Source organism: Pseudomonas sp. MF6751 (genome assembly GCF_016613265.1).
Taxonomy (GTDB): domain Bacteria; phylum Pseudomonadota; class Gammaproteobacteria; order Pseudomonadales; family Pseudomonadaceae; genus Aquipseudomonas; species Aquipseudomonas fluorescens_BV.
In genome coordinates, this window is the sequence record NZ_JAENSV010000015.1 from 122507 (window position 1) to 140831 (window position 18325).

The 18325-nt window shown below is 60.9% G+C and carries 15 protein-coding genes and 1 pseudogene; 10 read left to right on the plus strand and 6 right to left on the minus strand.

The features are described 5' to 3' along the window. The first annotated feature begins 1 nt into the window (after position 1). The 6 genes from ppc (at position 2) to JJD66_RS14895 (ending at position 6384) form a co-directional block, all read left to right on the plus strand. Positions 2-2647, plus strand: a complete 2646-nt coding sequence (ppc, locus tag JJD66_RS14870) for a phosphoenolpyruvate carboxylase (protein WP_200648471.1) — start codon at positions 2-4, stop codon at positions 2645-2647. A 280-nt stretch (positions 2648-2927) separates the two neighbouring features. Continuing rightward, entirely contained in the window at positions 2928-3575 is a 648-nt protein-coding gene (gene adk, locus JJD66_RS14875) for an adenylate kinase (RefSeq protein ID WP_003189104.1), read from the plus strand. 90 nt (positions 3576-3665) lie between these two features. Then, positions 3666-4352, plus strand: a complete 687-nt coding sequence (gene tsaB / locus JJD66_RS14880; RefSeq protein WP_096144494.1) for a tRNA (adenosine(37)-N6)-threonylcarbamoyltransferase complex dimerization subunit type 1 TsaB — start codon at positions 3666-3668, stop codon at positions 4350-4352. Between the two features lie 160 nt (positions 4353-4512). Next, positions 4513-4815, plus strand: coding sequence for a hypothetical protein (locus JJD66_RS14885; protein ID WP_089041283.1), 303 nt, complete (start codon positions 4513-4515; stop codon positions 4813-4815). Beyond that, a complete protein-coding gene (locus JJD66_RS14890; RefSeq protein WP_200648472.1) occupies positions 4815-5675 on the plus strand; it encodes a DUF72 domain-containing protein in 861 nt (286 codons plus the stop codon). Before JJD66_RS14885 ends, JJD66_RS14890 begins: the two co-directional genes overlap by 1 nt. Positions 5676-5685: 10 nt before the next feature. Beyond that, positions 5686-6384, plus strand: a complete 699-nt coding sequence (locus tag JJD66_RS14895; protein ID WP_200648473.1) for an extensin-like domain-containing protein — start codon at positions 5686-5688, stop codon at positions 6382-6384. Between the two features lie 3 nt (positions 6385-6387). On the opposite strand, the gene JJD66_RS14900 is transcribed toward JJD66_RS14895, so the two are convergent. Then, positions 6388-7008: an energy transducer TonB gene (locus JJD66_RS14900; protein ID WP_198716614.1), complete on the minus strand. Its 621-nt coding sequence runs from the start codon at positions 7006-7008 to the stop codon at positions 6388-6390. A gap of 96 nt (positions 7009-7104) precedes the next feature. On the opposite strand from JJD66_RS14900, the gene JJD66_RS14905 reads away from it, so the two are divergent. Then, entirely contained in the window at positions 7105-7887 is a 783-nt protein-coding gene (locus JJD66_RS14905; RefSeq protein WP_014717213.1) for a class I SAM-dependent methyltransferase, read from the plus strand. A gap of 619 nt (positions 7888-8506) precedes the next feature. Here the strand turns inward: JJD66_RS14905 and JJD66_RS14910 are convergent. Beyond that, complete coding sequence (locus tag JJD66_RS14910; protein WP_200648474.1) at positions 8507-9163, minus strand: TetR/AcrR family transcriptional regulator; 657 nt, start codon at positions 9161-9163, stop codon at positions 8507-8509. A gap of 93 nt (positions 9164-9256) precedes the next feature. Between JJD66_RS14910 and JJD66_RS14915 the strand changes: the two genes are divergently transcribed. Together JJD66_RS14915 and JJD66_RS14920 are read left to right on the plus strand one after the other, a co-directional pair. Continuing rightward, entirely contained in the window at positions 9257-10357 is a 1101-nt protein-coding gene (locus tag JJD66_RS14915; protein WP_200648475.1) for an efflux RND transporter periplasmic adaptor subunit, read from the plus strand. Between the two features lie 5 nt (positions 10358-10362). Continuing rightward, positions 10363-13428: an efflux RND transporter permease subunit gene (locus JJD66_RS14920; protein ID WP_054897123.1), complete on the plus strand. Its 3066-nt coding sequence runs from the start codon at positions 10363-10365 to the stop codon at positions 13426-13428. Positions 13429-14091: 663 nt separating this feature from the next. Here JJD66_RS14920 and JJD66_RS14930 read toward each other — a convergent pair. Genes JJD66_RS14930 through plsB form a run of 3 tightly spaced genes read right to left on the minus strand, consistent with a single transcriptional unit; the run spans position 14092 to position 17781 of the window. Beyond that, positions 14092-14781 carry a DUF4197 domain-containing protein gene (locus JJD66_RS14930; protein WP_198715948.1) on the minus strand — a complete coding sequence of 230 codons (690 nt, stop codon included), beginning with the start codon at positions 14779-14781 and terminating at the stop codon, positions 14092-14094. Between the two features lie 27 nt (positions 14782-14808). Beyond that, positions 14809-15210: a YbaY family lipoprotein gene (locus tag JJD66_RS14935; RefSeq protein ID WP_014717218.1), complete on the minus strand. Its 402-nt coding sequence runs from the start codon at positions 15208-15210 to the stop codon at positions 14809-14811. Between the two features lie 57 nt (positions 15211-15267). Continuing rightward, a complete protein-coding gene (gene plsB, locus JJD66_RS14940) occupies positions 15268-17781 on the minus strand; it encodes a glycerol-3-phosphate 1-O-acyltransferase PlsB (protein ID WP_200648476.1) in 2514 nt (837 codons plus the stop codon). Positions 17782-17961: 180 nt separating this feature from the next. Between plsB and JJD66_RS14945 the strand changes: the two genes are divergently transcribed. Then, entirely contained in the window at positions 17962-18171 is a 210-nt protein-coding gene (locus JJD66_RS14945) for a cold-shock protein (protein ID WP_034126819.1), read from the plus strand. A 38-nt stretch (positions 18172-18209) separates the two neighbouring features. Here JJD66_RS14945 and JJD66_RS28075 read toward each other — a convergent pair. Continuing rightward, positions 18210-18325, minus strand: a pseudogene (locus JJD66_RS28075) (IS110 family transposase); the annotation flags it as partial.

The window sequence follows — 18325 nt, forward strand, 5'->3', positions numbered from 1 at the left end:
GATGAGTGATATCGATGCACGCTTGCGTGAGGATGTTCACCTGCTGGGTGAGCTGTTGGGCAACACCATTCGAGAGCAGTACGGCGAGGCTTTCCTCGAAAAGATCGAGCAGATCCGCAAAGGCGCCAAGGCCGACCGTCGCGGAGCCGTTTCAGAGAAAGCCGCTGGCGATGAGTTGAGCGCCAGCCTCAATCAACTGCAGGAGGACGAACTGCTGCCGGTGGCCCGAGCCTTCAACCAGTTCCTCAACCTGGCCAACATTGCCGAACAATATCAATTGATTCATCGGCGCGATGAGTCCCAACCGGCGCCGTTCGAATCGCGGGTTTTGCCAGAATTGCTGGCCCGTCTGCAAAGCGAAGGGCACAGCAATGAATCCCTGGCCCGGCAGTTGGCGCGGCTGGACATCGAGCTGGTGCTCACCGCCCACCCCACCGAAGTGGCCCGCCGCACGCTGATCCAGAAATACGATGCCATTGCTGCGCAACTGGCCTTGCAGGATCACCGCGACCTCACCACCGCCGAGCGCGAGCAGATTCGCGAGCGCTTGCAACGCTTGATCGCTGAAGCCTGGCACACCGAAGAAATCCGTCGGGTGCGGCCCACCCCGGTGGACGAAGCCAAATGGGGCTTTGCGGTGATCGAGCATTCGCTGTGGCACGCCATCCCCAATTACCTGCGCAAGGCCGACCAGGCCCTGCACGCCGCCACCGGCCTGCGCCTGCCCCTGGAGGCTGCGCCGATTCGCTTTGCTTCGTGGATGGGTGGCGACCGTGACGGCAACCCGAACGTCACCGCGCCGGTCACCCGCGAAGTGCTGTTGCTGGCGCGTTGGATGGCGGCGGATTTGTACCTGCGTGACATTGATCAACTGGCCTCAGAGCTGTCGATGCAACAGGCCAGCCCGGCGTTGCAAGCCAAAGTAGGCGACAGCGTCGAACCTTATCGTGCCTTGCTCAAGCAACTGCGTGAACGCCTGCGCGCCACGCGCCAGTGGGCCCACACCTCGTTGACCAGCACCACCCCGGCGCCGGCCGAGGTGTTGCAGAACAACCGCGACCTGCTGGACCCGCTACAACTGTGCTACCAGTCCCTGCACGAATGCGGCATGGGCGTGATCGCCGATGGCCCGCTGCTCGACTGCCTGCGCCGTGCCGTGACGTTCGGCCTGTTCCTGGTGCGCCTGGATGTGCGCCAGGACTCCAGCCGTCACTCGGCGGCCATGACCGAAATCACCGATTACCTGGGTCTGGGGCGTTATGAGGACTGGGATGAGGATGCGCGTATCAGCTTCCTGACCCAGGAACTGACCAATCGGCGGCCCTTGCTGCCGGGTTACTTCAAACCCTCGGCGGACACTGCCGAGGTGCTCAATACCTGCAAGGAAATCGCCGCCGCACCAGCCGCATCATTAGGTTCGTATGTCATCTCCATGGCCGGCGCCGCGTCGGATGTGCTGGCGGTGCAACTGCTATTGAAGGAATCCGGCGTACAGCGGCCAATGCGCGTAGTGCCATTGTTCGAGACCCTGGCCGACCTGGACAACGCCGGGCCGGTGATGGAGCGCCTGTTGCAACTGCCGGGTTACCGCGCGCGCTTGCAGGGCCCGCAGGAAGTGATGATTGGCTACTCGGACTCGGCCAAGGACGCCGGCACCACGGCCGCCGCCTGGGCACAGTACCGCGCCCAGGAGCGCCTGGTGGATATCTGCCGCGAGCAACAGGTGGAGCTGTTGTTGTTCCACGGTCGCGGCGGCACCGTTGGCCGTGGCGGTGGCCCGGCGCACGCTGCCATCCTGTCGCAGCCACCGGGCTCGGTAGCGGGGCGGTTCCGCACCACTGAGCAGGGAGAGATGATTCGCTTCAAATTCGGCCTGCCGGATATCGCTGAGCAGAACCTCAATCTCTACCTGGCCGCGGTACTGGAAGCGACCCTGTTGCCGCCGCCGCCTCCCGAGCCTGCCTGGCGTCATCTGATGGACGAACTGGCGGCAGACGGTGTCAGTGCTTACCGGGCCGTCGTGCGGGAAAATCCGCAGTTCGTCGAGTACTTCCGCCAGTCCACGCCGGAGCAGGAATTGGGCCGTTTGCCTCTGGGCAGTCGCCCGGCCAAGCGTCGTGCGGGCGGGATTGAGAGCTTGCGCGCCATCCCATGGATCTTTGGCTGGACCCAGACGCGCCTGATGCTGCCCGCCTGGCTCGGCTGGGAAGCGGCACTGAGCAAGGCACTGAAACGTGGTGAAGGTGAATTGCTGGGGCAGATGCGCGAGCAGTGGCCGTTCTTTCGCACGCGCATCGACATGCTGGAAATGGTCCTGGCCAAGGCCGATGCCGATATCGCCCGTCTTTATGATGAGCGCCTGGTGCAGCCGGACCTGCTGGCATTGGGTGCGCACTTGCGCGACCTATTGTCGCAGGCGTGTGACGTGGTGCTTGGCCTGACCGGCCAGTCGCAGCTGCTGGCCCATAGCCCCGACACCCTGGAGTTCATCCGCCTGCGCAACACCTACCTCGACCCCTTGCACCTGTTGCAGGCCGAGTTGCTGGCTCGTTCGCGTCAGCAGGAGGCTGCCCAAGACAGCCCTCTGGAACAGGCGCTGCTGGTGTCCGTGGCCGGCATCGCGGCCGGTTTGCGCAACACCGGCTGAGGTTTTTTGCGTGTACTCAATGGCTTGCGGATAAACCGCGACGACCGCCCGGAAACGGGCGGTCGTCGTTTGAGGGGGTGGGTTGCGCTCAGGCACACCCTGGCGCTGACGCAGGTGAGGCGCGGGTTTCTCCTACTTTTGGCGGCTTGTATGGTGAGGGCCCGCTGTGTATCTTGATCAGCCTTTGGCCGTTTGATCGGCCTAGAACCACATTTTTACGAGATTGGCCCCACGCGGCGAATCCGAGCGTCATCTCTATAAAAAATTGAGGAGCACATCGATGCGCGTCATTCTGCTGGGAGCTCCCGGGGCCGGTAAAGGTACTCAGGCAAAGTTCATCACTGAAAAATTCGGCATTCCACAAATCTCCACCGGCGACATGCTGCGTGCGGCCGTCAAGGCTGGCACCGAGCTGGGCCTGATCGCCAAGAGCGTGATGGACAGCGGCGGCCTGGTCTCCGATGACCTGATCATCAACCTGGTCAAGGAACGTATCAGCCAGGAAGACTGCAAGAACGGTTTCCTGTTCGACGGCTTCCCACGCACCATTCCCCAGGCTGAAGCCTTGGTGAAGGCGGGCGTGGAGTTGGACGCCGTGGTCGAAATCGCGGTTGAAGACGAAGAGATCGTCCAGCGTATCGCTGGCCGTCGTGTTCACGAAGGCTCTGGCCGCGTGTACCACATCGTCTACAACCCGCCGAAAGTGGAAGGCAAGGACGATGTCACCGGCGAAGACCTGGTGCAGCGTAAAGACGACACCGAAGAAACCGTGCGTCATCGCCTGTCGGTCTACCATTCCCAGACCAAGCCCCTGGTGGACTTCTACCAGAAGCTGTCCGCAGCCCAGGGCAAGCCGAAATACAGCCACATCCCTGGTGTGGGCTCGGTAGAGGCCATCACCGCCAAGGTGCTGCAAGCACTGAGCTGATCCCTTGATCGGCGGCACAGACAACGGCCCGCTTGCGGGTCGTTGTTGTTTATACTGGCGCACTTTTTTCCGACTTGGACACCCACACCGATGAGCACCCTGCTGGCCCTGGACACCGCGACTGAAGCTTGCTCCGTTGCCTTGCTGCACGATGGCAAGGTCACGAGCCACTACGAGGTGATCCCGCGCCTGCACGCGCAGAAATTGTTGCCGATGATCAAGCAATTGCTTGAAGACGCCGGGACCACCCTGGCTGCCGTGGATGCCATCGCGTTCGGCCGTGGCCCCGGTGCATTCACTGGCGTGCGCATTGCCATTGGCGTGGTGCAGGGCCTGGCCTTTGCGCTGGAGCGCCCGGTGCTGCCGGTGTCCAACCTGGCGGTACTGGCCCAGCGCGCGTTGCGTGAGCACGGGGCGTCGCAAGTGGCAGCGGCAATTGATGCGCGCATGGATGAAGTTTACTGGGGTTGCTACCGTGAGACTGCAGGCGAAATGCGCCTGGTCGGTACGGAAGCGGTGCTGGCCCCCGAAGCGGCGCAGTTGCCCGCTGACGCCAGCGGCGATTGGTTCGGTGCCGGCACGGGCTGGGGTTATGGCGAACGCATCAAGGTGACCTGTGCCGAGCAGGACGCGGCGATGTTGCCCCACGCCGAAGACCTGCTGGCGTTGGCACGTTTCGCATTTGAGCGCGGCGAGGCGATTGCGGCGGACCAGGCAGCACCGGTGTACCTGCGCGATAAAGTCGCGCAGACCAAGGCCGAACGCGGGATTATTTGACGCCAAAAATGTGGGTGTTACGCGGCAAATTTCGCCAATCGTCAGAATTTGCCTGGGTTTTTAAACCTTTTACAAATTATGTGTTCTAGTTATCACCAGAGCATTTGCGCGCCATGGAAAGTGCCGCTAAATTGCCATCATTGATACCGAGTCTGCATGTATGCGTATAGACGGTTTTTCCTCACAGTCGTACCCCCTCAAGCGTAAGCCGCGCAAGGCGAGCGTGACGGTAGACGAGTCCGTCGAGGATTCACCGGACTTCATCGAAGTACACGCCGATACGCCTTCCAAAGCTCAAGGCGCCTCGAGCGCACGCATCAGCGGCGTTCCTGCCCGTCAGCAAGACATGGTCTTTCCCCGTTCCATGAGCAAAAGCGTTGCCACCGCCTTGGCCAGCTACCTGACCACCGCCGGCTTTGTCGAATGGGATATGGAAGTGCTGGGTCTCGATATCCATATCTGATGCGTTTGCCTTATTACATCGGCTGCCCGTCCTGGAGTGAAAACGCCTGGCGCGAGTACCTGTATCCCGCTGAGTCACGTTCCAGCGATTACCTCGGGCTCTATTCCCAGGTCTTCAACGCCGTTGAAGGCAACACTACTTTCTATGCTCGCCCCTCGGCCGCTACCGTACAGCGCTGGGCCGAAATCATGCCTGATGATTTTCGCTTCACCGCCAAATTCCCCGGCGATATCAGCCATGCTGGCGATTTGCGTGAACAGTTGCCGGCGGCAGAAAGTTTTGTCGGCTTGATGAGCCCTTTGGGTGAGCGCGTTTCACCGCTGTGGCTGCAGCTCTCGAAGAGCTTTACGCCGCCACGCCTGGCGGAGCTGGCTGGTTTTCTCGATGGCATTGATCGGCCGCTGGCCGTGGAGGTGCGTCATGAACAGTTCTTCGCCAAAGGTGATGCTGAGCGCATGCTCAACCGCCTGTTGCGCGATCGCGGTGTCGAGCGCATCTGCCTCGATCCACGTGCCCTGTTCAGTTGTACCTCTACCTCGGAAGCGGTGCTGCATGCCCAGTCCAAAAAGCCCCGGGTGCCACCGCGCCCAGCGGCCCTGACGCAGTTTCCGCAGGTGCGCTTCATCGGGCATCCGGACCTTGAGGCGAATGACCCGTTCCTGATTCCATGGGTGGAAAAGATCGCCAGTTGGATCGAAGAGGGCCGCACGCCCTATATGTTCCTGCACACGTCGGACAATCGTCTCGCGGCACAACTGGCGCTGCGCTTCCACGCCAAGCTGATGGTGCGTCTGCCAGGGCTACCGCCGCTGCCTGCCTTGCATCGAGAACCCGTGGCGGAGCAGCTCGGGCTACTTTGAGGGTTGAGCCGTGGGTGTGGTCAAGACATTGAGTGTGTTGCTGGTGCTGGTGGGCGCATTTGCGTTGGCTGTCTGGCGGGGTTGGTTGCCGATGCCGGCCGAGTGGAACCCCTGGGCGCCCTTGGATGTGCGGGCCAGCCCCAACCTGTTGACGCGCTACAAGCTCAGTCGTTTGCAGGACGATCCGGCGCTGTGTGACCAGGTGCTGAACACCTCTGGTCTGCGCGTGAGCCGCCAGGCCGATACACCGGCTGATGCGGCGTGCCCCTTGCGCAATATTCTGCGTGTGCAGGGCGCTGACGTGGCCTTGAGCAGCAGCTTTCTCGCCAGTTGCCCGCTGGCGGTGGCGTTCGCCTTGTTCGAGCGCCATAGCCTGCAACCGGCGGCCCAGGCCGTATTTGGCCAGGCGGTGAGCCGCGTCGAGCATTTGGGCAGTTTTGCCTGCCGTAATATCTACAACCGCGCCGACGGTCGACTCAGCCAGCATGCCTCGGCCAATGCCCTGGATATCGCCGGTTTTCGCCTGGCGGATGGGCGCAGCATCAGCGTGCTCAAGGATTGGCCGGGGCAGAGCGACAGTGCGCGTTTCCTGCGTTTGGTACGCGATGGCGCCTGTGACGATTTCAACGTGGTGTTGAGCCCGGACTACAACGCGGCTCATCGCAACCATTTCCATCTCGACATGGGGCGTTGGTGGGTGTGTCGTTAGGGTTCAGGCGGCCAGGCGCAGGTTGTGGGTCACCAGCGGGCGTGCCCAGTAGTAATCGAAATCCAGGGCCTTTTGCTGCGCCAGCAGTTCTTCTTCAGGGTACGGCGTGGCGGCCGGTGGCAGCAGGTCCAGCTCGAATTCGGCAATCGGCAGGTGCAGTGGGCGTGGTTGTGGCGCGGGGCCTGGCTCGGGTAGCGGTTGGCCGGCGTTCAGCACGATGGGGCGCACCCACTCGCTCTCAAACGCTTGTTGGCGTTGCTGGGCGATGACTTCTTCTTCCGGGAACGGCGTCGCGGCCGGTGGCAGCAGCTCGGTTTCGAACTCGGCAATCGGCAGGAAGAGCGGCGCAGGCGGCACGATCTCGGTGTCTTTCACATCGCACTCACGCTGGGTGAGGATCTGCGCCAGCAGGTCGGCGCCTTCGCGGGGTTCAACTGCCGGGTCTGCCGGGGCGGGCGCCTTGGCGGCGAGCGCGTCCGGCGTTTCACCGAGCTGCTCGGCCAACGCGCGGGCGAAGAAGTCCTGCCACACATGACTCACCCCGGCCAGCGCTTGGGTATTGCGCAGGCCGTAATGGTTGTGGGTCGGCAGTACACCGATGGAAAGGGGAAGAATGTCTGACATTTTTCTCGGTCGACGCTCAGCTCTGGCAAAATACCTGACTGTGATTTTTATCGGCCGTTGTTTGCCGATCCTTAATATTTTTGAGCGTGGCGATTGATGAACGAACAACCAGCGGCCAGCCGCATCCAGGTCCAAGCCTTGGCTGACAGCTTCCAGGCCCGCGCTGAACAGTGGGCTTCGCTGCTGGGGTTGCCTCTGCAGGTGGCCGATGCGGATTTTTCCCTGCAAGTGGGGGAGCACGGCTTGCAGTTGCAACAGCTTGGGCCTGATGCGCCAGGGCCGGTGCGGGTCGACTTTGTCGAAGGCGGCGCGGCGCATCGGCGATTGTATGGTGGTGGCAGCGGGCAGATGATCGCCAAGGCGGTGGGCATCGCCCAGGGCGTGCGCCCGCGAGTGCTGGACGCCACGGCTGGCTTGGGCAAGGACGCGTTCGTGCTGGCCAGCCTCGGGTGTGAGATGAGCCTGATCGAGCGCCAGCCGTTGATCGGCGCCTTGCTCGAAGATGGCCTGGCACGCGCTGCCGAAGATTTTGACGTGGCGCCGATTGTGGCGCGCATGAAGCTGCTCAAGGGCAATTCCATCGACGTGATGCTCAATTGGCAGGGCGAGCCGCCTCAGGTGATCTACCTGGACCCAATGTTTCCACACCGTGAGAAAACTGCCCTGGTGAAGAAGGAAATGCGCCTGTTCCGGCCGCTGGTGGGCGATGACCCGGATGCACCGGCGTTGCTTGCGGCCGCTCTGGCTTTGGCCAGCCATCGGGTGGTGGTCAAGCGGCCGCGCAAGGCACCTTGTATTGAGGGGCCGAAGCCAAGCCATGCGCTGGATGGCAAGTCCAGCCGCTACGACATTTATCCCAAGAAAGCGCTCAAGCCGTAAGCTGCAAACAGCAGCACTTATCTCCCAGGTGCGGCGAGATCCAACTGTGGGAGCTGGCTTGCCTGCGAAGACGGCCTGACAGCCGATGCCTATCTCTCTGGCGCGCCGCAATCCCAATGTGGGAGCTGGCTTGCCTGCGATGACGGCCTGACAGCCGATGCCTATCTCCCTGGCGCGCCGCAATCCAAATGTGGGAGCTGGCTTGCCTGCGATGGCGGCCTGACAGTCGACGCAGTTATACCGAGTACATATCCATTGCTGCGGTAACGGCCACTTAGGGTTCCGCCCTGACGGCGGCTCACTTTGCAAAAGCGGCAAAGTAAGCAAAACGCTCTTGCCCCACCACTCGGCACCTCGCTTAGGCTCGGTGTGCCCGTAATCCGCCAGTGATTTGGGGGGCCGCCGCCACGCGCCATCCATGGCGCGGGGCGGCTAAACCGGCATCCCTGCCGGTTTACCCCCCAAATCCCTGTCGAATTCCGGCCAGCGTGGTTTGACGGGGCGCTTAAGATCAAAATCAAAAGCAGATCAAAAGCAGATCAAGAGCAGATCAAGAGCAGATCAAGAGCAGATCAAGAGCGACTCGCTTCGCATCGTGGTTACCGTCGGTTGCTACCGCCTATGCAGTGCTGTCGAGCCCCGTGCTGCGATAGGCCCGCATAAACAACTTCACCACGTCCTGCACATGCTCTTCGGCCTCTTGCGCGCTCAATTGTCCGCCGCAGCCATACAACAAGCGGAAGTTCGCCGTGCCCTTGAGCAGACAAAAGAAGTGCTCCGCGGCTTTGAACGGTGTGTCGATGCTCAGGGCGCCGCCCTGGTGAATCTTGCCGAGCAGGCGCTCCATGCCTTGCAGCATGCGCATGGGGCCGGCGTTGAAGAAGATCTGGGAGAGTTTCACGTCCTGATTGCCGGTGGTCATCATCAGGCGATGCAGGTTTACCGACTCCTCGCTGTTGATCAGCCGATGAAAGCCGCGTGCGATGTTGAGCAACACCGTCTCGACGGGCATGCCTTCGGGAAGCTCGAAGTACATCACCGGCAACTGCTCTTCACATTTGGCCACCACCGCAGCGGTGAACAGCGTCTCCTTGTCGGTGAAGTGGCTGTAAACCGTGAGCTTCGATACGCCGGCCGCCAGGGCAACGGCGTCCATGCTGGTGTTCGCATAACCCTTGTCCAGAAACAGCGATTTCGCCGATTCGAGGATTGCCTGGCGTTTTGCCATGTCCTTGGGACGCCCGGGGCTTGCGGTGTTCGGAGGATTGTCGGACATTTTCACCTTTAATACTGGACTGGTGAGTTTGGTATTAATAACATACCGGCCAGTATAATTATTCCAAGCTCTATTTGCGAAAGGTCCTTCAGCATGCGCAGCGCTTTCCTGCCCCTTGCTTTGCCTGTCAGCCTGGTCTTCCTGTTGGCCGCGTGCGGCCATGAAGAAGCGGCCCAGACCACCGTACGTCCGGCCATGGTGGTGCAACCGCAGCCTTCGGCACAGGCGATGGACAGCTACCCCGGTGAGGTGCGTGCCCGTTATGAGCCGGACCTGGCCTTTCGCATCGGCGGTAAAGTCAGCAAGCGCCTGGTGGAGGAGGGCGAGCGGGTCAAGGCCAACCAGCCGCTGGCCGAACTCGACCCCCAGGACGTGCGCCTGCAACTGGAAGCGACCCGCGCTCAAGTAGCCGCTGCAGAGGCCAATCTCAGCCTGGTGCGTGCGGAACGAGATCGCTACAAGACCTTGATGGACCGGCAGATGGTCAGTCGGTCGCAGTACGACAATTCCGAAAACCTCTACCGAGCCGGTGAAGCACGCCTCAAGCAGATCAAGGCCGAGTTCGATGTGTCGAGCAACCAGGCCGGCTACGCCGTGCTGCGTGCGCCTCAGGACGGTGTGGTCGCCAGGCGTGCCGTCGAAGTGGGGCAAGTGGTTTCCGCTGGCCAGACCGTGTTCACCCTGGCCACCGATGGCGAGCGTGAAGTGTCGATCAGCCTGCCTGAACAGGGCTTTGGCCGCTTCAAGGTCGGCCAGCCAGTGTCGGTGGAGTTATGGAGCCAGCCAGAGCAACGTTTTGCCGGGCGCATTCGTGAGCTGTCTCCCGCGGCCGATCCCAAATCCCGCACTTTCGCCGCGCGTGTGGCCTTCACCGGCGGCAAAGTGCCCGCCGAACTGGGCCAAAGTGCGCGGGTTTTCATCCAGGCCGACGGTGTCATTGCGCTGTCGGTACCCTTGTCTGCCCTGAGTGCCGAAAACGGCGCGTCCTACGTCTGGCGCGTACAACCGGACAACACCCTTGAACGCACTCCCGTGCGCATTGGTGCCTTTGGCGAAAACACCGTACCGATACTGGAAGGGTTGGCCGCCACCGATTGGGTGGTTGCCGCAGGCGTGCATGTACTCCATGAGGGCCAGTCAGTGCGCCCGGTGGATCGCTCCAACCGTGTGGTTAATCTGGCGGCCAAGGAGTAGTCCCCATGGGTTTCAATCTCTCCGAATGGGCGTTGCGTAATCGCCAGATCGTACTGTTCCTGATGATCCTGCTGGCCGTGGTTGGCACCTTGTCCTACACCAAGCTGGGGCAAAGCGAAGACCCGCCCTTTACCTTCAAGGCCATGGTGATCAAGACCAACTGGCCCGGGGCCACGGCCCAGGAGGTATCGCGCCAGGTCACCGAGCGAATCGAGAAAAAACTCATGGAGACCGGTGAGTACGAACGCATCGTGTCGTTCTCCCGCCCCGGTGAATCCCAGGTCACCTTTATTGCCCGTGATTCGATGCGTTCGGCGCAGATTCCCGAGCTGTGGTATCAGGTGCGCAAGAAAATCAGCGACATCCGCCACACCTTGCCGCCGGATATCCAGGGGCCGTTTTTCAACGATGAGTTCGGCACCACGTTCGGCAATATCTACGCCCTGACCGGCGACGGATTCGACTACGCCGTGCTCAAGGACTACGCCGACCGTATCCAGATCCAGCTGCAACGTGTCCCGGATGTGGGCAAGGTCGAGTTGCTCGGCTTACAGGACGAGAAGATCTGGATCGAGCTGTCCAACCTCAAGCTCGCTACCCTCGGCTTGCCTTTGGCTGCGGTACAGCAGGCGTTGCAGGAACAAAATGCGGTGTCCACCGCCGGCTTCTTTGAAACCCCTACCGAGCGCGTGCAATTGCGCGTTTCTGGCAACTTCAAGACGGTGGAAGAGATCCGCAACTTTCCGATACGCGTGGGGGATCGCACTTTCCGCATCGGTGACGTGGCTGACATCCATCGAGGTTTCAACGACCCACCGGCACCGCGCATGCGCTACATGGGCGCAGATGCCATCGGCCTGGCCGTGGCCATGCGCGACGGTGGCGACATCCTCGTATTGGGCAAGGCCCTTGAAGCGCAATTCGCACGCCTGCAAAAGAACCTTCCGGCAGGGATGGAACTGCGCAAAGTGTCGGACCAACCAGCAGCGGTAAAGACCAGCGTCGGCGAGTTTGTCCAGGTACTGGCTGAAGCGTTGGCGATTGTTTTGCTGGTGAGCTTTTTCTCCCTCGGTGTGCGCACCGGCATGGTCGTTGCCTTGACGATTCCGCTGGTACTGGCGATGACCTTTGCCAGCATGTATTACCTGGGCATCGGCCTGCACAAGATTTCCCTTGGCGCCTTGGTCCTGGCCCTGGGCTTGTTGGTAGATGACGCGATCATCGCCGTGGAAATGATGGCGATCAAAATGGAGCAGGGCTACGACCGGCTCAAGGCTGCGAGTTTCGCCTGGACCAGTACCGCGTTCCCTATGCTCACCGGCACCCTGATCACGGCGGCGGGCTTCTTGCCAATTGCCACCGCGCAATCGAGCACCGGGGAATACACCCGCTCGATCTTCCAGGTGGTGACCATCGCACTGCTGGCCTCCTGGGTGGCAGCCGTGGTGTTTGTGCCGTACCTGGGGGAAAAACTCCTGCCCGACCTGGCGAAGATTCACGCCGCCAAACACGGCACCGACGGCCCGGACCCTTACGGCACACCCTTCTATCAGCGTGTAAGACGTCTGGTGGAGTGGTGCGTGCAACGGCGTAAAACCGTGATCGTGCTGACCTTGCTGCTGTTTATCGGCTCGGTTGCACTGTTCCGCTTCGTGCCGCAACAGTTCTTCCCGGCTTCCGGTCGCCTGGAGTTGATGGTTGACCTGAAACTGGCCGAGGGCGCTTCCCTCAGCAACACCGCCGAACAGGTCAAACGCCTGGAGGCGTTGCTCAAGGAGCATGCCGGCATCAACAACTATGTCGCCTACGCGGGCACCGGTTCGCCGCGGTTTTACCTGCCACTGGACCAGCAATTGCCCGCTGCCAGCTTCGCCCAGTTTGTGGTGCTGGCTAACACCATCGAGGAGCGAGAAAGCCTGCGCACCTGGCTGATCGAAACCCTCAACGAGCAATTTCCCGACCTGCGTTCGCGTGTCACACGGCTGGAGAACGGCCCGCCCGTAGGTTACCCGGTGCAGTTTCGCGTGACCGGCGAGCACATCGAAGAGGTGCGCGCGCTGGCGCGCAAAGTGGCGGCCAAGGTTCGCGAAAATACCCATGTGGTCAATGTGCACTTGGACTGGGAAGAACCGAGCAAAATCGTGTACCTGAATATCGACCAGGACCGTGCCCGCGCCCTCGGTGTGAGCACTGCCAACCTGGCGAAATTCCTGCAGAGTTCCCTGACCGGTTCCAGCGTCAGCCAGTACCGTGAGGACAACGAATTGATCGAGATCCTCTTGCGCGGCACAGTGCATGAGCGTAGCGAACTGTCGCGCCTGCCGAGCCTTGCCGTGCCCACCGACAATGGTAAAAGCGTGGCGCTGTCGCAAATTGCCACCCTCGAATATGGCTTCGAAGAGGGCATCATCTGGCATCGCAACCGCTTGCCCACGGTGACTGTGCGGGCCGATATCTATGGCAAGGAACAGCCGGCGACCCTCGTGCAGCAGATCTTGCCGACGCTCGCCGATGTACGTGCCGAACTGCCGGATGGCTACCTGCTGGAAGTAGGCGGCACGGTTGAAGATTCAGCGCGTGGGCAAAACTCGGTGAAGGCCGGCGTGCCGCTGTTTATCGTGGTGGTGCTGACCTTGCTGATGCTGCAACTGCGCAGCTTTTCGCGCACGGCGATGGTCTTTCTCACCGCACCGTTGGGGCTGATAGGCGTGACCCTGTTCCTGCTGGTATTCCACCAACCCTTCGGCTTCGTCGCCATGCTTGGCACCATCGCGCTGTCGGGAATGATCATGCGTAACTCGGTGATTTTGGTGGACCAGATCGAGCAAGACATCAAGGCCGGCCTGGCACCTTGGCAGGCGATTATCGAAGCTACGGTCCGACGCTTTCGCCCGATTGTTCTGACGGCACTGGCGGCGGTGCTGGCGATGATTCCGCTGTCGCGCAGTGTGTTCTTCGGGCCGATGGCCGTGGCGATCATGGGAGGGTTGATCGTGGCTACGGCATTGACCTTGCTCTTTCTCCCGGCGCTTTATGCCGCGTGGTTTCGCGTCAAAAAGGACGCTGGATAATCAGGCTGTCATCTCGGTTGTCGGGGCGTAGAGAGTACGCGCCCCGTCACCGTTGGCATGCGGCAGAATGAGCAATTTTCCTATGTGAGAGATAGGAAGCTCACTACACGGGGCTAGGAACCTTTCCTTATTGATTGCCACTCAATGTTACCTGGTTGGCAGGTACCTACTGCTCTTGCTCGTCGGCAGAAACAGTAGTGATTGGAATGAATTTAAGGAGTTCGCCATGTGTATAGCTAGTTTGAAGGCTTTTCTGCGTCCGCCCAGCAGGCCAAAACCTCCTGAAAAGTGTAAACCCAGCCCTCCTGAACGTTGTAAGCCCAAGCGCCCTGGGTATTGCAAACCCAAGCCCCTTGAGAGTTTCAGACCCAAGCCTCCTGAGGAATGCAAACCCAGGCCCCCTGAGTATTGCAAACCCAAGCCTCCTGAGGATTGCGAAACCAACCCCCCTGAGTATTACAAGCCCAAGCCTCCTGAGGAGTGCAAACCCAACCCTGCTGAGTATTGCAATCCCGAGCCCCCTGCGAAGTGTTGCTACATAAAAACCGTTGAGCTGACGATTGTCATGAAGGCGGCCATAAATTACTGACTTTGAGGCTCTTTTTTGCGCAAACGCCTCGAGAATACGAGGCGCTTGTGGGGGGCAGGGCAGATCGGCAGGTTTTACAGCGCGCCAAACACCTTCTTGGCCAAGCTGGTAGCCGCAGCCGCTGGATTCTTGCGAATCGTTTCTTCCTGCTGCGCAATCATCTTGAACAAACCATCCAGGGCCTGCTCGGTCACGTAGTTCTCAACGTTGGCGCTCTTGGCATCCACCGCGCCAAAGGCCGCGGCCTTGCCGGCCAGGGCGTTGTACTGTTGGGCCACGCCGACTTTGTCGGTGGCGGCCTTGACGATAGGCAGGAACTTGGCGCGAATCTCTTCACGGCTGCTTTTGTTCAGGTACTGGGTGGCGGAGTCCTGGCCACCGCTGAGAATGCCCTTGGCGTCGGTCACGCTCATGTTCTTCACAGCGTTGACCAGGATCGGCTGGGCCTGAGTCACGGCGGTTTCCGCTGCCTTGTTCATGCTGGTTTCCAGCTGCGTGACCTGGTCACCCATGCCGAACATTTTCAACTTGTCGGCGACTTTGCCGAGTTTGCCCGGCAGGCCGATCTTCACGTCCGGGTTGTTGCTGAAACCACCGGGCGTCCCGAGTTGTTTCACAGCAATCTGTGCACCTTGGGTCAAGGCATCCTTGAGGCCGCCGCTGGCGTCACCCTGGGACAGGCTGCCGAGATCCAGGGCCATGGCGTTGGCGCCGAACAGTAAGCCAGCACACAGGACGGTGAGGCGAAGAGATTTGCGGAGCATGGGCGCTTCCTTATGAAGTGGGAATGATCAGTGTGCAGCCGCATCCACGCGCAGGCGCAGCGGTTGTGGGTCCTGGCCGTTGAGCTGCACGGTGTGCCGCTCCGTGGTGATAAACAGTAGCTTGCCGTCCAGCTCGATGCGAGCGCTGACCGAGTATGTGTGGCCTGGCTTAACCTGGGCCGGGTCATAGCTCAGGTGAAACGGCAGCGGCACCTGGCCTTTGACCGGCCCTTTCTGTTCGGCGAGGGTCACGGCCGGGGCGTCCATCAGAGACACGTCCTGCAGGCTGACGCTCAAGGTGGCGGCTGGCGGCAGGGCGATGCGTTGCAGGTAGAACACTTCGCCGTCGAGGCTGGCCTTCGGGGTTGGGGTCATCGAGTGGCAGGCTCCGAGCAGGGCGGTCAGGCCCAGGAGGATGAGTTTTTTCAAGGTGCGGCTCCTTTTCAACGGCGCCGGAATCCGCCCGGCGCCTCATTCAGTCTAGCGCTATGCTTCAGGGTTGACGGCAACCGGTTCGGCCGCAGCCTCGGCTGCGCCGTCCACGCGGTGCAAGGCAACCTGGCGGATCGACAGGCGAATATCCGCCGGCAGTACGCGTTTGGCGGCGCCTTCGGCCAGTTCGCCGAGCAGGTCGTGATAGCCCAGCTTGCCGGCTTCATCGCGGCGCAGCACATCTTGCTCCAGCAACGTCTGGATAAAATGTCGGAAAAGACTCTTGTCGAAGAATTCCGGAGCGTTGAGGCCGTGCAGGATCGACAGGCGTTGGGCCATGATCGTACACAGGTCTTCCAGTTCTTCGGCGCTGATGCTGTTCTGGCCGCTGTTGAGCAGTAACGAGATCGCCATGTAGAAACGTTGCAGGGTCTGGGCGATGCTCTTGGACAACAGCGTCAACAGCACAAACTGTCGCGAACTTGGCGCAGGGCGCAGGTACACGGCGTTTTCAAAACGCAACAGGCCTTGCTCGACAAACGCGTCCAGCCACTGGTCGACCACGGTGTCCAACTCCTCCAGCGACCACCGGATAAACAGCTCCGATTGCAGGTACGGGTAGAGCGCATGGGTGTAGCGCAGGATCTGTTCGCGGGTCATGCGCGAACTGCTCTGGAAGAAGCTCGCCAGCAACGCTGGCAGGGCGAAGATGTGCAGCACATTGTTGCGGTAGTAGGTCATCAGGACGGCATTCTGCTCATCCAGATAAACGATTTTGCCCAGGGCGTCGCTCTGTTCGGACAACAGGTTCATGTCCTTGACGTGCTTGATCAGCGCCAGGCCATCGCCCTCCGGCAAAGTGGTATGGGGCGAGTAGGGCACACGACGCAACAGCGCCAGGTACAGGTCCAGCTGGCGGGCCATGGCCTGTTCATCCAGGGCCAGGCGGGTGGTGGACAGCAGGGCCAGCGCCACCAGGTTCACCGGGTTCACCGCAGCGGCTTCGTTCAAGTGGCGCGCCACCTGTTCGCCGAGGCGATTGGTGGTTTCGTTGAGCCAGGCCGGTTTGTAGTTCGGCCCCAGTTCCTGGGCGCGCCAGTCCGGTTGCTCGGCGTCGAGGAACTCCGCCAGCTTGATCGGCTCACCGAAGTTGACCGCCACTTGGCCGAAGCGCTGCTTGAGCGCGCCGACCACTTTGAAAATATCGAAGATCGACTCTTTCTTCTTGCTCGCGCCACGCAGTTCGCCCAGGTAAGTGCGGCCTTCGAGCACGCGCTCATAGCCGATATACACCGGCACGAACACGATGGGCATGCGCGAGGAACGCAGGAAGCTGCGCAAGGTGATCGCCAGCATGCCGGTTTTCGGTTGCAGCATGCGCCCGGTGCGCGAGCGGCCGCCTTCGACGAAGTATTCCACCGGGAAACCCTTGGTAAACAGGGTGTGCAGGTATTCGTTGAACACCGAGGTGTACAAAGGGTTGCCCTTGAAGGTGCGGCGCATGAAAAACGCACCGCCACGGCGCAGCAGGCTGCCGATCACCGGCATGTTGAGGTTGATGCCGGCGGCGATGTGCGGCGGGGTCAGGCCGTTCTTGAACAGCAGGTAGGACAGCAGCAGATAGTCGATGTGGCTGCGGTGGCAAGGCACGTAGATCACCTCGTAGCCTTGGGCCACCTTTTGCACGCCCTCGATGTTATTGACCTTGATACCGTCGTAGATCTTGTTCCAGAACCAGCTCAATACCACTTCCAGGAAGCGGATCGCGGTGTAGGTGTAATCCGAGGCAATCTCGTTGCCATAGCGCAGGGCCAGGGCCTTGGCTTTTTCCGGGGCGATCTTTTCGCGTTCGGCTTCATCCGCAATGGCTTGGCGTACCAGCGGCATATTGACCAGGCCCTTGACCAGATTACGCCGGTGGGACAGGTCGGGGCCGATCACTGCCGTCTTCAGGTTACGCAAGTGCACACGCAGGATGCGCTGGGCCATGCGTACGGTGCGTTCGTGGCCTTTATTGTGCTCGATCAATTCACGCAGGTTGATAGGCGCGGAGAATTGCACGCGAGTCTTGCGCCCCAGGATCAGGATGCTCAACAACCGGCGTAGACGCCCGGTGACCGCCCAGCTGTCGGCGAACAACAGCTTCCACGGGCTGGACTCGCTTTCGGGGGATTGGCCCCAGAACACACTGACCGGAATGATTTGTGCATTCTCTTCGGCGTGTTCGGTGAGGGTGTTGACCAGGCGCGTCAGGGTGGGCGGCGCACCGCGCTTGTCCTGGCGGCCGAGCCAATCCGGATCCGGCGTGAGGTAGAAGAACGCCGCAGGCTCCATCAACGGCCCCACCGACACCGGCAGCACCGGACGTGGCAGGCCAGCCTTGGTGCACTCGGCATCGACCACCGCCAACTCGGTGAGGGAGGGGGATTGCAGGACGTAGAAAACCGGCCGGCTGCGGTCCAGGTTGAGGGTTAGGGACGACTGGTTGATCGTCTCTGAGCGAACCCAGAGGTACAACAGTCGGCGCAAGGTGCCAAACACCAGACGGCGGAACGGGGAGCGGGTCATAGGCGAGCTGCTTCAAGTGGAAAAAACCGAGCAGGCGCTCGGGCGGGTAGTGTGCCGTATTCGCCGAAAATCGGCAAAAAAGCAGCGATGTAAAGTTGAGTTGATGGTTTTTGAGCCTGTCTTATACTCGGCAGTTCAATGCGAGCGACTCAACAATAAAAAACCAGTGGGAGTGAACAGATGTCAACGCGCGAAACCGGGAATGTGAAGTGGTTCAACGATGCAAAGGGCTACGGCTTTATCCAGCGTGAGGATGGCAAGGATGTGTTTGTGCACTACCGCGCCATTCGCGGTGAAGGCCACCGTTCGTTGGCCGAAGGCCAGCAGGTGGAGTACGCCGTGGTGACGGGCGAGAAGGGCTTGCAGGCGGAGGATGTGGTGGGCCTGTAACAACTTTGTTTTGCTAACCCATTCAACTGTGGGAGATTCTATGGTTGGGGGGAAGCCCCTAAACCCGCTTTTGATTGGTACTCGCTCTGGTTTTTCATGAGCGAAAAGGCGATACGCGCTAACTTGCGGGCGATGATGACCAGGGCTTGAGTTG

Coding starts and splice junctions, on each gene's coding strand:
- JJD66_RS14900 (WP_198716614.1), bottom strand. CDS start 7,008: ATGTCAGACATTCTTCCCCTTTCCATCGGTGTACTGCCGACCCACAAC.
- JJD66_RS14920 (WP_054897123.1), top strand. CDS start 10,363: ATGGGTTTCAATCTCTCCGAATGGGCGTTGCGTAATCGCCAGATCGTA.
- JJD66_RS14905 (WP_014717213.1), top strand. CDS start 7,105: ATGAACGAACAACCAGCGGCCAGCCGCATCCAGGTCCAAGCCTTGGCT.
- ppc (WP_200648471.1), top strand. CDS start 2: ATGAGTGATATCGATGCACGCTTGCGTGAGGATGTTCACCTGCTGGGT.
- plsB (WP_200648476.1), bottom strand. CDS start 17,781: ATGACCCGCTCCCCGTTCCGCCGTCTGGTGTTTGGCACCTTGCGCCGA.
- JJD66_RS14890 (WP_200648472.1), top strand. CDS start 4,815: ATGCGTTTGCCTTATTACATCGGCTGCCCGTCCTGGAGTGAAAACGCC.
- adk (WP_003189104.1), top strand. CDS start 2,928: ATGCGCGTCATTCTGCTGGGAGCTCCCGGGGCCGGTAAAGGTACTCAG.
- tsaB (WP_096144494.1), top strand. CDS start 3,666: ATGAGCACCCTGCTGGCCCTGGACACCGCGACTGAAGCTTGCTCCGTT.
- JJD66_RS14910 (WP_200648474.1), bottom strand. CDS start 9,163: ATGTCCGACAATCCTCCGAACACCGCAAGCCCCGGGCGTCCCAAGGAC.
- JJD66_RS14945 (WP_034126819.1), top strand. CDS start 17,962: ATGTCAACGCGCGAAACCGGGAATGTGAAGTGGTTCAACGATGCAAAG.
- JJD66_RS14930 (WP_198715948.1), bottom strand. CDS start 14,781: ATGCTCCGCAAATCTCTTCGCCTCACCGTCCTGTGTGCTGGCTTACTG.
- JJD66_RS14915 (WP_200648475.1), top strand. CDS start 9,257: ATGCGCAGCGCTTTCCTGCCCCTTGCTTTGCCTGTCAGCCTGGTCTTC.
- JJD66_RS14885 (WP_089041283.1), top strand. CDS start 4,513: ATGCGTATAGACGGTTTTTCCTCACAGTCGTACCCCCTCAAGCGTAAG.